Source organism: Pseudomonas sp. TUM25319 (assembly GCF_056388475.1).
Window position 1 is genome coordinate 5,890,155 of record NZ_CM150751.1, and the last position, 13,993, is coordinate 5,904,147.

Below are 13,993 nucleotides of genomic sequence, written 5' to 3' on the forward strand. Positions count from 1 at the left end.
CGCTTGCCGCTTGCACCTTAGGGCTTGCAACCCGGAACGCTTTTACTTCACGACTTTCAGGCTCGGCCGACCGCTCGGACGCGGCGGCTGCCCGCCATCCGGCGGACCATCATCATCCGGCTCGACATCATCTTCATCGTCCAGTACCGGCGGCTCCAGCTCGAAGACCATGCCCTGCCCGTTCTCTCGAGCGTAGATGCCGAGGATCGCACCGATGGGCACGAACAGGCTGTGGGAGACCCCACCAAAGCGCCCGTCGAAACTCACCGCATCGTTGTCCATGTGCAGGCCACGCACAGCATTGGGCGACACGTTCAAAACGATCTGACCATCACTGGCGAAACCCTGAGGCACCTGAACAGCCGGATATTCGGCATTGACCAGGATATGAGGCGTGCAATCGTTATCCACGATCCACTCGTACAGTGCACGCACCAGGTAGGGGCGACTGGAGTTCATCAACAGCTCCTTAAAGCTTGCGCATTTCTCGTTCAACGGGGGACAGGCTTGCCTGGAAAGCTTCACGGGCAAACTGTCGCTCCATATAGTCCAGCAGCGGCTTGGCTTGCCGCGGTAATTCGATGCCCAGAATCGGCAAACGCCACAAGATGGGCAGTAGACAACAATCCACCAGACTTTGCTCCTCGCTCAAGAAGCAGGGCTTGTCGGCGAACAGCGCAGATACGCCGGTCAGGCTTTCGCGCAACTCCTTGCGGGCCTGCGCACGAACAGCATCCTTGCTGCGCGGGTCGAGAATCTGATCCGCCAGCGAACACCAGTCACGCTGGATCCGGTGCACCAGCAGCCGGCTGTTCGCCCGCGCCACCGGATAGACCGGCATCAGCGGCGGATGCGGGTAACGCTCATCAAGGTATTCCATCACCACCGTCGACTCGTACAGCGCCAGATCGCGATCGACCAGCGTCGGCAATGTCCCGTAGGGATTGGCCTCGAGCAACTTGGCCGGCTGACTGCCGGCAGTAACGCTGATGAGCTCGTAGCTGACGCCTTTCTCGGCGAGAACGATGCGCACCCGATGAGAATAATGATCAGCGGGGTCGGAGTAGCAGGCCAACCGGTTGGTCACGCCCATAGGGTTCCTCCTCGCGTGTGGGTGGGGTGAATGTACAAATGCAAACGCGCCCTGGGGCCACCTCCGGATACCGGAGGCGCCCCAGGGCGCGCGTTCAACTACCAGAAATTACTGCGTGATCAGTGCACGTCCTTCCAGTATTCGCGCTTGAGCAGATAGGCGAATACGAAGAAGAAGGCCAGGTACAGCAGCACATAGGTACCGATGCGTTGGCTTTCCAGCTTGACCGGGTTGGCCGAGTAGGCCAGGAAGGTCACCAGATTCTTGACCTTCTCGTCGAACTGCTCGTCGGTCAGGGTACCGGATTTCGGCACGATGGTCAGCTGGTCGCACGCTTCATGCGTCAGTGGAGCACCGGTGAGCGGGTCGAACTGCTTCTTGCCTTCGACAACGGTCTGGATCTGCTTGCAACCGACCACTTGACGACCCTGCAGGCCAACCAGCACGTTCGGCATGCCGACGTTCGGGAAGATCTTGTTGTTCACACCCCACGGACGCGATGGATCTTCATAGAAGCCATGCAGGTAGCTGTACAGCCAGTCGGTGCCGCGTACGCGAGCGACCAGGGTCAGGTCGGGCGGCGCCGCACCGAACCAGGTCTTGGCATCGTTGGGCTGCATGCCGATGTTCATGTGGTCGCCGATCTTGGCGCCGGTGAACACCAGCTTCTCGAGCATCAGCTCGTGGGGAATGCCCAGATCATCGGCAACCCGCTCGTAACGCTGGAACTTGGCACTGTGGCAACCCATGCAATAGTTGGCAAAGGTGCGGGCGCCATCCTGCATGGCGACCTTGTCCGTCAGGTCGATATCGACCTTTTCCAGCTCGACTTCATGCCCACCGGCAGCGAAGGTCAGGGTTGGCATCACTGCCAGGATCAATACTGCAAATAGCTTTTTCATCAGCCAGTCACCCTTTCCGGAACCGGTTTGGTCTTCTCAAGCCTGGTGTAGAACGGCATCAGAATGAAGTAGGCGAAATACAGGAAGGTACATACCTGCGACAGCAACGTACGGCCCGGCGTCGGCGCCAGTACACCCAGCACGCCGAGAATCACGAAGGCGATGCAGAACACCAGCAGCCAGGCCTTGCTCAGCCAGCCCTTGTAGCGCATGGAGCGTACCGGACTGCGATCGAGCCACGGCAGCACGAACAGCACCGCAATGGCCGCGCCCATGGCGATGACGCCGAGCAGCTTGTCAGGGACCGCTCGCAGGATTGCGTAGAACGGCGTGAAGTACCAGACCGGAGCGATATGCTCAGGGGTCTTGAAGGCGTTGGCCTGTTCGAAGTTCGGTTTCTCCAGGAAGTAACCACCCATTTCCGGGAAGAAGAACACGACCGCGCAGAACACGAACAGGAAGACCACCACACCGACGATGTCTTTCACGGTGTAGTAAGGATGGAACGGAATGCCGTCGAGCGGGATGCCGTTTTCGTCCTTTTTCTTCTTGATGTCGACACCATCAGGGTTGTTCGAACCCACTTCGTGCAAGGCCAGGATATGCAGAACTACCAGGCCGAGGATGACGATCGGCAGTGCAATCACATGCAGCGCGAAGAAGCGGTTCAGGGTGATGCCGGAAATCAGGTAGTCACCACGGATCCACTGGGTCAGGTCATCGCCGATCACCGGAATGGCACCGAACAGCGAGATGATCACCTGGGCACCCCAGTACGACATCTGGCCCCATGGCAGCAGGTAACCCATGAAGGCTTCGGCCATCAGTGCCAGGTAGATCAGCATGCCGAAGATCCACACCAGCTCACGGGGTTTCTGGTAGGAACCGTAGAGCAGACCGCGGAACATGTGCAGGTACACGACGATGAAGAACGCCGAAGCACCGGTGGAGTGCAGGTAACGCAGGATCCAGCCGTACTCGACGTCACGCATGATGTATTCGACCGAAGCGAACGCCTCTTCGGCCGAAGGGGTGAAGCTCATCGTCAGCCAGACACCGGTGACGATCTGGTTGACCAGCACCAGCAGCGCCAGGGAGCCGAAGAAATACAGGAAGTTGAAGTTCTTCGGAGCGTAATACTTGCTCAGATGGTCTTCCCACATCTTGGTGGCGGGGAAGCGGGCGTCCACCCATTCCATGAACTTACTCATCACGCTTTCTCCTGATCGACGCCGACGACGATGATGTCATCCGACTCGTACGAATGCGGCGGCACCGGCAGATTGAGCGGCGCGGGTTGGGACTTGTACACGCGGCCGGCCAGGTCGTAATGGGAGCCGTGGCAAGGACAGAAATAGCCACCGACCCATTTCGGCCCGAGGTCGACAGGCGCGACTTCAGGACGGAATGTCGGCGAGCAGCCCAGGTGGGTGCACAGGCCGACAAGCACGAGAATCTCCGGCTTGATCGAGCGGTTGGACGGGTCGACATAGGTTGGCTGGACCGATGCCTTGGACTCTGGGTCGGAGAGATCGCCGGTGATTTTCTTCAGGTTGCCGAGAATCTCTTCGGTACGACGGACGATGAAAACCGGCTGACCGCGCCATTCGGCCACCAACTGCTGCCCAGGCTCCACCTTGGCAATATTGACCTTCACCGGTGCACCGGCAGCTTTCGCCTTGGCACTGGGGAACCATGACCCTACGAACGGGACCGCAGCCCCCACCGCCCCTGCTGCGCCCACCACAGATGTGGCTGCGACCAGGAAGCGACGCCGGCCTGCGTTGACGCCGTCATTGCTCATTCAGTCCTCTCCCATCAGCTTTGTGGCCTGTTGAAACAGGCATCTACTAAGTAACTTCCGAACCGCAAAAAATTTGCCGCATGGTAAAGAAAAGACCCATGACTGACAAGGTTATTACCATGGCCAAAAGCCTGCATTCCGCGCCACTCTTGACCTGCATCTATGTGGCAAGTTGTCACACAGAGGTCCGACCCCACTTATTCAAGACATAAAAAAAGCCCGGTTCCACTTGGAACCGGGCTTTTTTTGAAACTCTGAGCGAATTAACGCTTGGAGTATTGTGGACGCTTACGTGCTTTACGCAGACCCACTTTCTTACGCTCGACTTCACGAGCGTCGCGGGTGACGTAGCCAGCACGACGCAGAGCGCCACGCAGAGACTCGTCGTAGTCCATCAGAGCGCGGGTGATACCGTGACGGATCGCACCGGCCTGACCGCTGACACCACCACCGGAAACGGTGACGTAGATGTCGAACTTCTCGACGGTTTCGGTCAGCTCCAGCGGCTGGCGAACGACCATGCGCGCGGTTTCACGACCGAAGAACACGTCCAGAGAACGGTTGTTGATGGAGATGTTGCCAGTACCCGGACGCAGGAAAACGCGAGCGGTTGCAGTCTTGCGACGGCCAGTGCCGTAATTTTGAGTCGCCGACATAATGAACTATTCCGTTAAATCTTCAGTTCTTGGGGCTGCTGAGCAGTATGAGGGTGAGTAGCGCCCGCATAGACTTTCAGCTTACGGTACATGTCACGACCCAGCGGGTTCTTAGGCAGCATGCCTTTGACCGCGGTTTCGATCACACGCTCAGGGGCCTTGGCAATCAGCTTCTCGAAGTTGATTTCCTTGATACCGCCCGGGAAGCCGGAGTGGGAGTAGTACATTTTGTCCGAAGTCTTGGCACCAGTGACACGTACCTGCTCGGCGTTGATGACGACGATGTAGTCGCCGGTGTCAACGTGAGGGGTGTATTCTGGCTTGTGCTTGCCACGCAGACGGCTCGCGATTTCAGTGGCCAGACGACCCAGGGTCTGACCAGCAGCGTCAACGACGAACCATTCGCGTTTTACTGTTTCCGGTTTAGCAGTAAAAGTTTTCATTCTTTATTAAGCCTCAGAGGCCGCCCAGCGAAAATAAGACGGCGAATCTTACTGAATAGTGCTTACTTTGACAAGGTCAAAGGCAGCCGCATACGAACGCTTTCGGGGGCTCGGGTCAGCGCGTTCAATACTCGGCAGGGGTTCTATTTCAGCGGCGGGGCATCACTCCCACCGTAGAAAGAGACGGCGGATTATCCGGATTGCCACGAAAATATCAAGCTGATTTTCCTCATACGCCCCCCGGCGCAGCGCTTTCTGCGCCCCGTCAGGCACCCCGGACGGCGCAGGGTGCGGGAGACTGGACACACTCGCCAAAAAATAAGACGATCCAGCCGGTGATTGACCACTCTCCCCTATAAGAATAATGAACATGATGTTTACCCAACCCAACGCGCCCCTGCGGCGTGTCAGCATCCTGGCCATCGACAAGGTATTCGCTTCGACCCTCATGCAGGCCAAGGACTTTTTCCACCTGGCCAGCCTGCGCTATGCCAAACAGCTGGGCCTGAGCCTGCAGCCGATGTTCGAGACCCGCCTGGTCAGCCCTGACGGCGAGCCGGTGCAGAGTTTCAGCGATGTCCGCGTCCCCGTGGACGGAGGCCTGGAAGAAGCCGACGTGATCATCCTTCCCGCCTTCTGGGACGACTTCTCTTCGCTGTGCGAACGCTATCCCCAGGTCCTGCCCTGGCTGCGGGAGCAGCATGCCCGTGGTGCAGTGCTCTGCGGCGAAGCCAGCGGGGTATTCTGGCTGGCCGAGGCCGGCCTGCTGGACGGCAAGGAAGCGACCACCTACTGGCGCTTCTTCACCCAGTTCGCCGAGCGTTTCCCCAAGGTCCAGCTGAACCAGGACAAACACCTCACCGACGCCGACAACCTGTACTGCGCCGCCGGCACGACCTCGGCCTGCGACCTGTACATCTATCTGATCGAACGCTTCTGCGGCGCCAACGTGGCCCAGGCCGTGGCCCGCGACATCCTCTACGAGGTCCAGCGCAACTACACCCCGGGCCGCATGGGCTTCGGCGGGCAGAAGCTGCACCAGGACGTGATCATCCTGCAGATCCAGCACTGGCTCGAAGAGCATTTCGCCGACAAGTTCCGCTTCGAGGATGTCGCCCGCAACCACGGCATGAGCATCCGCAACTTCATGCGCCGCTTCCAGACGGCCACAGGCGACAAGCCCCTGCACTACCTGCAGCGACTACGGATCGAAACGGCAAAGGGGCTGCTCTCGGGTACGCGCAAGAGCATCAAGACCATCAGCTACGAAGTGGGCTACGACGACGCCAGCTTCTTCGCACGGCTGTTCAGGCAGCACACCACACTGTCGCCCAACCAGTACCGGCAGCAGTTCATGCAGGAGGCTTGAGGCAGCGGCAAGCTACAAGCCAAAGCCATCGCGCTTCAGCTTGCAGCTTGCAGCTAGCTTGCGGCTGCTTCTAGGGCTTGTGCGCCCGCGCCAGGAATTCGTGGGACTGCATTTCCAGCAAGCGGCTGAGGGTACGCTGGAATTCGAAGCTCAGACGACCACCGGTGTAGAGGTCCTTGAGCTCGACCTCCGCAGAAATGATCAGCTTGACGTTACGGTCGTAGAACTCGTCGACCATATTGATGAAGCGCCGGGCGATGTCATCGGTGGCGACGCCCATCTGCTCCACACCGCTCAACAGCACGGCATGGAAGATCTTGCCCAGTTCGATGTAATCGTTCTGGCTGCGCGGGCCGTCGCAGAGTTCGCGGAAGTCGAACCAGGCCACATCGTCGCAGGTGCGCAAGGCACGGATCTCGCGGTTCTCGATGATCAGCACATCGTTTTCCACCGCCTGGGTGCATTCCGGTGTCAGGGCACGGAAGCTCTTGCGCAGGCTTTCGTGGGCCGCCTCGTCCAGCGGGAAGTGGAACAGTTCGGCCTGCTCCAGGTGACGCAGGCGATAGTCGACGCCGCTGTCGACGTTGACGATCTCGGTGTTCTGCTTGATCAGCGCGATGGCCGGCAGGAAGCGCGCCCGCTGCAGGCCATCCTTGTACAGACCGTCGGGAACGATGTTGGAGGTGGCCACCAGGGTCACACCGTTCTTGAACAGTTCCTCCATCAGCGTGCCGAGGATCATGGCGTCGGTGATGTCGGAGACGAAGAATTCATCGAAGCAGATCACCCGGGCTTCTTCGGAGAAACGCTTGGCGATGATGGTCAGCGGGTTCTTCTCACCCTTGAGCCCTTTCATTTCCTCGTGGACGCGCTTCATGAAACGGTGGAAGTGCGTACGGGACTTTTCCTTGAACGGCAGCGCTTCGAAGAAGGTATCGACCAGATAGGTCTTGCCCCGGCCTACCCCGCCCCAGAAATACAGGCCCTTGACCGGCGCCTGTTCCTTCTTGCCGAACAGCTTGCCGAACACGCCTGGCTTGCTGTTTTGCGCCGCCAGCAGATCGTCATAAAGACGCTGCAGATGGCGCACCGCAGTTTCCTGCGCCGCGTCATGGAAGAAATCGGGGCGTTTCAGATCTGCTTGATATCGTTCTAAGGGCGTCATAATTCGTTAGCAAGGCAACAAAAGCGGGCCGTCACTGTAGCGACGGCCCCGGGTAATGGCAATCAGACTTCCGATAAGCCGTCAGTCCTGTTGAGGCGCCAGCGCGGCACGCAGGGCTTCGACGGCCGCGTCGCGAGCGGCGGCGTCATCGAACTGCGGGCCTTGGGCAACGCTCTCGCCTTCGAGCCACAGGCTGAAGCCCAGCCCTTCAGGGCGAACGTCCAGTTCCTGGCCTTGCTGCAACTGTTTGCTCACGGCACCCGCGGTCTTGCCGTCGGCGAAGCTGCGCGACAGCAGCAGTTGCTCGCCGTCGGCACCCAGCAGGCGGAAGCGGAAGCTGCCGTCTTCATCACGGAAACTGACGAAGCGTGCGGTTTTTGCCGCCTTCTTCTTCACTTCGGCCGGCCCTTGGGCAATGGCGCGGAACGAACGCAAGCCGACGGCTTCGCGCAATTGCTCGAGGAACGGCGTGGCCACCTTGCGGGCCTTCTGCGCGCCGGCCAGGAGGATGTCTTCCAGGTCCGCCGGGCGGGAAATCAGCTGGTGGTAGCGCTCGCGGGCTTCGCTCAACTGGCCGTCGAGCAACTGGAACAGTTGCTGCTTGGCTTCGCCCCAGCCCAGGCCTTGCAGCAGTTCGGCACGGAACGCCTCGGACTGCGCCGGGGTGGAGAACGCCTGATACAGCGTGAACAGGTGCGAGTTGTCCGGATCCTTCGCCTCGCCCGGTGCACGGGAGTCGGTGACGATGCGCGAGATGGCGTCTTTCATGTCCTTCGCGCTGCTGAACAGCGGGATGGTGTTGTCATAGCTCTTGGACATCTTGCGACCGTCCAGGCCCGGCAAGGTCGCCACGCTTTCCTCGATCACCGCTTCCGGCAGGACGAAGAATTCCTTGCCCTGGCCGAACAGGTGGTTGAAACGCTGACCGATGTCACGGGCCATTTCAACGTGCTGGATCTGGTCACGCCCCACCGGCACCTTGTGCGCATTGAACATCAGGATGTCCGCCGCCATCAGCACCGGGTAGCTGTACAGGCCCATGGTCACGCCGGCATCCGGGTCTTCGCCGTTCTCGACGTTCTTGTCCACCGACGCCTTGTAGGCATGCGCACGGTTGAGCAGGCCCTTGGCGCTGACGCAGGTCAGCAGCCAGGTAAGCTCGGGGATCTCGGGGATGTCGGATTGGCGGTAGAAGGTCACCTTCTCCGGATCCAGGCCACCGGCCAGCCAGGTCGCGGCGATTTCCAGGCGCGAGCGCTGAATGCGCAGCGGGTCATCGCATTTGATCAGGGCGTGGTAATCGGCCAGGAAGTAGAACGAGTCGGCACCGGGTTGCTGGCTGGCGAGGATCGCCGGGCGGATGGCCCCGGCATAGTTGCCCAGGTGCGGGGTGCCGGTGGTGGTGATACCGGTGAGGATGCGCGTAGTCATGGGTTATCGCTTATTCAGGCTTGGCTCAGTTCGAAAGACGCGGCAGCACCAGATCCTTGAGGTCGGTCAGCTTGCCATGAAAAAAGTGTCCGCATTCTGCCACTTTCAGCAGCTCATGGGGACGCGACAGTGCGGCGGACCAGTCGTAGACGACCTGAGGCTCAATGACCTCGTCGGCATCCGGCTGGATGACCGTCAGCGCACACGCCTGCGGCAACGCATGGGCATCACCCAGCCGCATCACGGCCGGCGCGATCATGAACAGTTGCCCGAGCTTCACGCCCTTGGCCTCCAGACGCCCACCCAGGGCGGCTGCGACAAAGCCGCCGAAGGAGAAGCCAAGCAGCACCAGCGGCAATTGCGGGTGTTTTTCCCGCAGCCAGGCGGCGGCGGCCTCGGCATCGTCGACCTCGCCACTGCCCATGTCGTGGCTGCCCTGGCTGGCACCGACGCCACGGTAGTTGACGCGCAAGGTCACCAGGCCCGCATCCCGGGCGGTGCGCTGCAGGGTCGAAACCACCTTGTTGAGCATGGTCCCGCCCTGCACCGGATTCGGATGGCAGATCAACACCGCACCACGGGCGTCAGTCACGTCCTGATACAGTGATTCCAGTTGGCCAACCGGGCCGTCGATGAGCAAGGGGATTTCGCGGGTAAGCAAGGCATTAAACTCCGTGACCCCGGCAAGGGTCGACTCGTCTAGCTGAATGATTCTGTTCTGAGATATTTGCGATGCTTCGCGGTATACAGCGCAGGTCCGAGCCGTTAACGTAAAGCAAAGCCGTTTATAGAGGAAGGACTCGTGGAACTCTCGCTCTTAGTTTGGTTGTTGCCGACCCTGGCCCTGGTAGTCGGTGTCGTCGTTGGTTTCCTGGTTGCCCGCCTTCTGCCCAATGCGGCACCGAGCAGCACCCAGCGGCAACTGGACGATATCCAGGAACGTTTCGACAGCTACCAGAATGAAGTGGTGACTCACTTCAACAGCACTGCGGCTCTGGTCAAGAAACTCACCCAAAGCTATCAGGAAGTACAGGATCACCTGGCCGATGGCGCCAACCGCCTGGCCCTGGACGACCTGACCCGTCAACGCCTGCTGGCCGCCCTGCATTCCGACGCGGCACAAGGCCCACGGGATCGCCTGACGCCACCGAAGGACACCGAAGTGCCTCGCGACTACGCGCCAAAGGCGCCGAACACGCCGGGCATGCTCGACGAGACCTACGGCCTGAAGCGCAACTGACCCTGAAGCCCCGCCTCTGCGGGGCTTTTTATTGGGTGTAGTGAACCTTTGAACGCATCAACCTCAGGTAACTCCAGCGCTCGATCAAACGGCGGCTTTCAGCGCCTGCCTGATATCAGCCAGAAGGTCCTCGATATCCTCCAAACCCACGGACAGCCGCACCAGCCCCTCGGAGATGCCATAGCGCGCCCGCTCCTGCGGTGTGTAGCTGGAATGGGTCATGCTTGCCGGATGCTGTGCCAGGGACTCGGCGTCCCCCAGGCTGACCGCGCGACTGAATAGCTGCAGCGCGTTCATGAAGCGGCGCCCTGCCGTGATCCCGCCCTTCAACTCGAACGCCAGCATGCCGCCCGGTTGCGCCATCTGCTTCTTCGCCAGGGCATGCTGCGGGAAGGATGGCAGCCCCGGGTAATGCAGCACCTCCACTTCCGGTTGCTTGCGCAGAAACTCCGCCAGCGCCTGGGCGTTGAAGCAGTGCCGGTCCATGCGCAGGTTCAGTGTCTTCAGGCCGCGCATCAGCAATGACGCATCGTGGGGCGACAGCACGGCGCCGGTCATGTCCTTCAGGCCCTCAAGGCGGATCCGGTCAACCAGCGCCTTCGCACCGATCACCAGGCCCGCCGTGATGTCGCCGTGGCCACTGAGGTACTTGGTGGCTGAGTGCACCACCAGGTCCGCGCCCAACTCCAGCGGACGCTGCAGGTAGGGTGTGCAGTAGGTGTTGTCCACCACCAGGGTGGCGCCGTGGCGCCGGGCGATTTTCGCCACGGCGGCGATATCCACCAGGTGCATGTTGGGGTTGGCCGGGGATTCGAAGTAGATCACCCGTGTCGCCGGCGACATGGCGGCTTGCACGGCGTTCAGGTCGGCCATGTCGACATGCTTGATCTTCACGCCGAACTCGCCGATGCCGTGGTGCAGAAAGGCGAACGTACAGCCATACAGCGTGCTGCCCAGCAGGACCTCATCGCCGGGCCGGAGCAAGGTCCACAGGGTGGCGGTGATGGCGCCCATTCCCGAGGCCAGGGCTAGCGCCGCCTCGCCGCCTTCCAGAGACGCCATGCGCGCCTCCAGCAAGGCCAGGGTGGGGTTGGAAATACGGCTGTAGAAGTGGCCGGCTTCTTCACCAGCGAAGCAGGCTGCGCCGTATTCGACTGTAGGAAAAGCGAACGTGGCCGTCTGGTAAACGGGCGGCACCAGCGCCCCTCCGTGGGCCTGCGGGTCGTAGCCATGGTGGATGGCACGGGTTGCGAATCCTGGGTGTCTGGTAGAGCCGCTCATGACAACAGCCTCTTGTGGTTTGTTATAAGCTTATGCCACGCAAGGACTAATATTTTTCCAAATATGACCACTGCTTCGGGGTATTCCAGGCATGAAATCCCATGATCCCCTCAAGTCAGGGCAAATTTTGCCCAGCGCGGTCGACCGTACCGATCGCGCCCTGCTCGCCGCCCTTCAGGACAACGCCCGCCTGACCATTTCCGAACTGGCCGACAGCGTCGCACTGACCACCTCGCCCTGCTGGCGGCGGGTCAAGCTGCTGGAGGAAAGCGGCTATATCACTGGCTACCAGGCAATCCTTTCGCCCAAGGCACTGGGCTTCGGCGTGACGGCCTTCGTCAGCATCATGATGGACTCCCACACCAAAGAGATGGCCCGGGCCTTCGAGAAACGGCTGATGGAAATTCCGGAAATCGTCGCCTGTCACAACGTCTCGGGACGTTATGACTTCCTGCTGGAAGTGCTGGCCCGGGACCTGGAGTCCTTCGGTGAATTCGCTCGCGAGGTGCTGCAGTCGCTGCCCGGCGTGAAGGAAATCTATTCGAGCTTTTCCTACAAGGCGGTGAAAGAGAAGCGGGTGATTCCGGTGTCGGAAAAACACATCTGAATCCCCATAAACAAAAACCCCGCCGAAGCGGGGTTTCTGTTTTCAGCGGTAGCGCTTAGATCGCGCCACGCTGACGCAGCACATCCAGCACCTGCTTGACGCCCTCTTCCACACCGGTGGTCTGGGTATCGATCACCAGGTCAGCATCCAGCGGCACATCGTACGGGAAGCTTTCGCCCGGGATGTTCTCGCCGCCAGCCGCGTACAGGCCTTGCGGATCCCGCTCGCGGCAGGCCAGCGGGGACGCCTGGACGTAGACCGTCACCAGACGCTCCTTGCCGATCAGCGCCTTGGCCTGCTCGCGGCCTTCGGCATCCGGGGCGACGAAGGCGGCCAGGGTCAGCATGCCGGCTTCGTTGAACTGGCGCGCCACGTGGGCGGCGCGGCGCCAATTTTCGGTACGGCCAGCGCGGTCCTGTGGCAGGCCCTTGTTCAGGTCGTGGCGCAGGTTCTGGCCGTCAAGCACATAGACCGCACGGCCCATGTCGAACAGCTTGCGCTCCACGGCATAGGCCAGGGTGCTTTTGCCGGCGCCGGACAGGCCGCTGAACAGCACGGTGGCCGGCTGCTGGCCGAAGCGCAGGGCGCGCTCTTCGGTGGACACATGGGCCTGCTTGCCATGCTGGCCGGTGCTGCCATGCGGCAGGACTGGCGGGGCGATGATCATGCCGGCGCCGACGGTGCCGTTGGTCAGGCGGTCGATGACGATGAACGCGCCGGTGGTGCGGTTGCTCTCGTAACCGTCCAGGGCAATGGAGGTGTCCAGGGCGACCTTGACGCGACCGATCTCGTTCAGTTGCAGCGCGCTGGCAGCGCCCTGCTCCAGGGTGTTCACATCGACCTTGTGGGTGATGCTGGCAATCGAGCCCGGCACATAGCTGGTGGCGCGCTTGATGTCGTATTTCTTGCCCGGCAGCATCGGCTCTTCCGACATCCAAACCAGCATGGCGTCGAATTGGTCGGTGACCGGTGGAACGTTGTCGGCGTGAACCAGCAGGTCGCCACGGGAGATGTCGATCTCGTCTTCCATGGTCAGGGTCACGGCCTGGCCCGGACCTGCGTTTTCCAGCTCGCCTTCGTAGGTGACGATGGACTTGACCCGGCTGCTCTTGCCCGACGGCAGGACGACCACTTCGTCGCCCTTGTGCACCACGCCGCTGGCGATGGTGCCGGCGAAGCCGCGGAAGTTCAGGTTCGGACGGTTGACGTACTGCACCGGGAAACGCAGGTCGGTGAAGTTGCGGTCGGCGGACACCTCGACGGTCTCGAGGATTTCCATCAGCGTCGGGCCGGCGTACCACGGCGAACGCTCGCTGTGGTTGACCACGTTATCGCCCTTGAGCGCCGACATCGGCACGAAGTGCAGGCTGCTCGGCTTGAGGTTGATGCCCTCGGCGAACTTCAGGTAGTCGGCCTTGATCGACTCGAAGACCTGCTCATCGAAGCCCTTGAGGTCCATCTTGTTGACCGCGACGACGATGTGCTTGATGCCCAGCAGCGAGGCGATGTAGCTGTGCCGGCGGGTCTGGGTCTGCACGCCGTAGCGGGCATCGACGAGGATGATGGCCAGGTCGCAGGTGGACGCGCCGGTGGCCATGTTGCGGGTGTACTGCTCGTGGCCCGGGGTGTCGGCGATGATGAACTTGCGCTTGGCGGTGGAGAAGTAGCGGTAGGCGACATCGATGGTGATGCCCTGCTCGCGCTCGGCCTGCAGACCATCGACCAGCAGCGCCAGGTCGACTTCTTCGCCGGTGGTGCCGACTTTCTTCGAGTCGCGGGTGATGGCCTCGAGGTGGTCCTCGTAGATCATCTTGGAGTCGTGCAGCAGGCGCCCGATCAGGGTGCTCTTGCCGTCATCCACGTTGCCGCAGGTGAGGAAACGCAGCAGTTCTTTACGCTCGTGTTGAGCCAGGTAGGCGAGGATGTCCTCGCTGATCAGATCAGATTGGTGACTCATTTCATTCAAGCTCCAAGTTGTAAGCCTCAAGCTGCAAGCGTGTCG

Annotated in this window: 15 protein-coding genes; 3 read left to right on the forward strand and 12 right to left on the reverse strand. The window is 60.9% G+C overall.

Annotated features, from left to right (window positions below; translation table 11 throughout):
- Positions 1-42: 42 nt before the first annotated feature.
- The 7 genes from AC05QJ_RS26575 to rplM form a co-directional block, all read right to left on the reverse strand.
- A complete protein-coding gene (locus tag AC05QJ_RS26575) occupies positions 43-459 on the reverse strand; it encodes a ClpXP protease specificity-enhancing factor (RefSeq protein WP_476744200.1) in 417 nt (138 codons plus the stop codon).
- A gap of 10 nt (positions 460-469) precedes the next feature.
- Complete coding sequence (locus tag AC05QJ_RS26580; RefSeq protein WP_476744201.1) at positions 470-1,093, reverse strand: glutathione S-transferase N-terminal domain-containing protein; 624 nt, start codon at positions 1,091-1,093, stop codon at positions 470-472.
- 119 nt (positions 1,094-1,212) lie between these two features.
- Positions 1,213-1,995, reverse strand: coding sequence for a cytochrome c1 (locus tag AC05QJ_RS26585; RefSeq protein ID WP_476744202.1), 783 nt, complete (start codon positions 1,993-1,995; stop codon positions 1,213-1,215).
- Entirely contained in the window at positions 1,995-3,206 is a 1,212-nt protein-coding gene (locus AC05QJ_RS26590) for a cytochrome b (protein WP_476744203.1), read from the reverse strand. The genes AC05QJ_RS26585 and AC05QJ_RS26590 overlap by 1 nt, the downstream gene beginning before the upstream one ends.
- Complete coding sequence (gene petA, locus AC05QJ_RS26595; RefSeq protein WP_428577951.1) at positions 3,206-3,799, reverse strand: ubiquinol-cytochrome c reductase iron-sulfur subunit; 594 nt, start codon at positions 3,797-3,799, stop codon at positions 3,206-3,208. The genes AC05QJ_RS26590 and petA overlap by 1 nt, the downstream gene beginning before the upstream one ends.
- A gap of 263 nt (positions 3,800-4,062) precedes the next feature.
- A complete protein-coding gene (gene rpsI / locus AC05QJ_RS26600) occupies positions 4,063-4,455 on the reverse strand; it encodes a 30S ribosomal protein S9 (RefSeq protein ID WP_043207470.1) in 393 nt (130 codons plus the stop codon).
- A 14-nt stretch (positions 4,456-4,469) separates the two neighbouring features.
- Positions 4,470-4,898, reverse strand: coding sequence for a 50S ribosomal protein L13 (rplM, locus tag AC05QJ_RS26605; RefSeq protein WP_476744204.1), 429 nt, complete (start codon positions 4,896-4,898; stop codon positions 4,470-4,472).
- Positions 4,899-5,370: 472 nt separating this feature from the next.
- Between rplM and AC05QJ_RS26610 the strand changes: the two genes are divergently transcribed.
- Positions 5,371-6,267, forward strand: a complete 897-nt coding sequence (locus AC05QJ_RS26610; RefSeq protein WP_476748014.1) for a GlxA family transcriptional regulator — start codon at positions 5,371-5,373, stop codon at positions 6,265-6,267.
- 70 nt (positions 6,268-6,337) lie between these two features.
- Here AC05QJ_RS26610 and zapE read toward each other — a convergent pair whose 3' ends face one another.
- The 3 genes from zapE to AC05QJ_RS26625 all read right to left on the reverse strand — a co-directional run bounded on the left by zapE (position 6,338) and on the right by AC05QJ_RS26625 (position 9,524).
- The gene (gene zapE, locus AC05QJ_RS26615; protein WP_476744205.1) at positions 6,338-7,432 is read right to left on the reverse strand and encodes a cell division protein ZapE; all 1,095 of its coding nucleotides are present in this window, start codon (positions 7,430-7,432) and stop codon (positions 6,338-6,340) included.
- 81 nt (positions 7,433-7,513) lie between these two features.
- Positions 7,514-8,863 carry a tryptophan--tRNA ligase gene (locus tag AC05QJ_RS26620; protein ID WP_476744206.1) on the reverse strand — a complete coding sequence of 450 codons (1,350 nt, stop codon included), beginning with the start codon at positions 8,861-8,863 and terminating at the stop codon, positions 7,514-7,516.
- A gap of 25 nt (positions 8,864-8,888) precedes the next feature.
- On the reverse strand, positions 8,889-9,524 hold the full coding sequence (locus tag AC05QJ_RS26625) for an alpha/beta hydrolase (protein WP_476744207.1): 636 nt from the start codon (positions 9,522-9,524) through the stop codon (positions 8,889-8,891).
- A gap of 141 nt (positions 9,525-9,665) precedes the next feature.
- On the opposite strand from AC05QJ_RS26625, the gene AC05QJ_RS26630 reads away from it, so the two are divergent.
- On the forward strand, positions 9,666-10,103 hold the full coding sequence (locus AC05QJ_RS26630; protein ID WP_476744208.1) for a Z-ring associated ZapG family protein: 438 nt from the start codon (positions 9,666-9,668) through the stop codon (positions 10,101-10,103).
- An 84-nt stretch (positions 10,104-10,187) separates the two neighbouring features.
- On the opposite strand, the gene AC05QJ_RS26635 is transcribed toward AC05QJ_RS26630, so the two are convergent.
- The gene (locus tag AC05QJ_RS26635) at positions 10,188-11,384 is read right to left on the reverse strand and encodes a methionine gamma-lyase (protein ID WP_476744209.1); all 1,197 of its coding nucleotides are present in this window, start codon (positions 11,382-11,384) and stop codon (positions 10,188-10,190) included.
- A gap of 127 nt (positions 11,385-11,511) precedes the next feature.
- Here AC05QJ_RS26635 and AC05QJ_RS26640 point away from each other — a divergent pair, with 127 nt between their 5' ends.
- Entirely contained in the window at positions 11,512-11,991 is a 480-nt protein-coding gene (locus tag AC05QJ_RS26640; RefSeq protein WP_476748015.1) for an Lrp/AsnC family transcriptional regulator, read from the forward strand.
- Between the two features lie 55 nt (positions 11,992-12,046).
- Here AC05QJ_RS26640 and cysN read toward each other — a convergent pair whose 3' ends face one another.
- Positions 12,047-13,948 carry a sulfate adenylyltransferase subunit CysN gene (cysN, locus tag AC05QJ_RS26645; protein ID WP_476744210.1) on the reverse strand — a complete coding sequence of 634 codons (1,902 nt, stop codon included), beginning with the start codon at positions 13,946-13,948 and terminating at the stop codon, positions 12,047-12,049.
- Between the last annotated feature and the right edge of the window lie 45 nt (positions 13,949-13,993).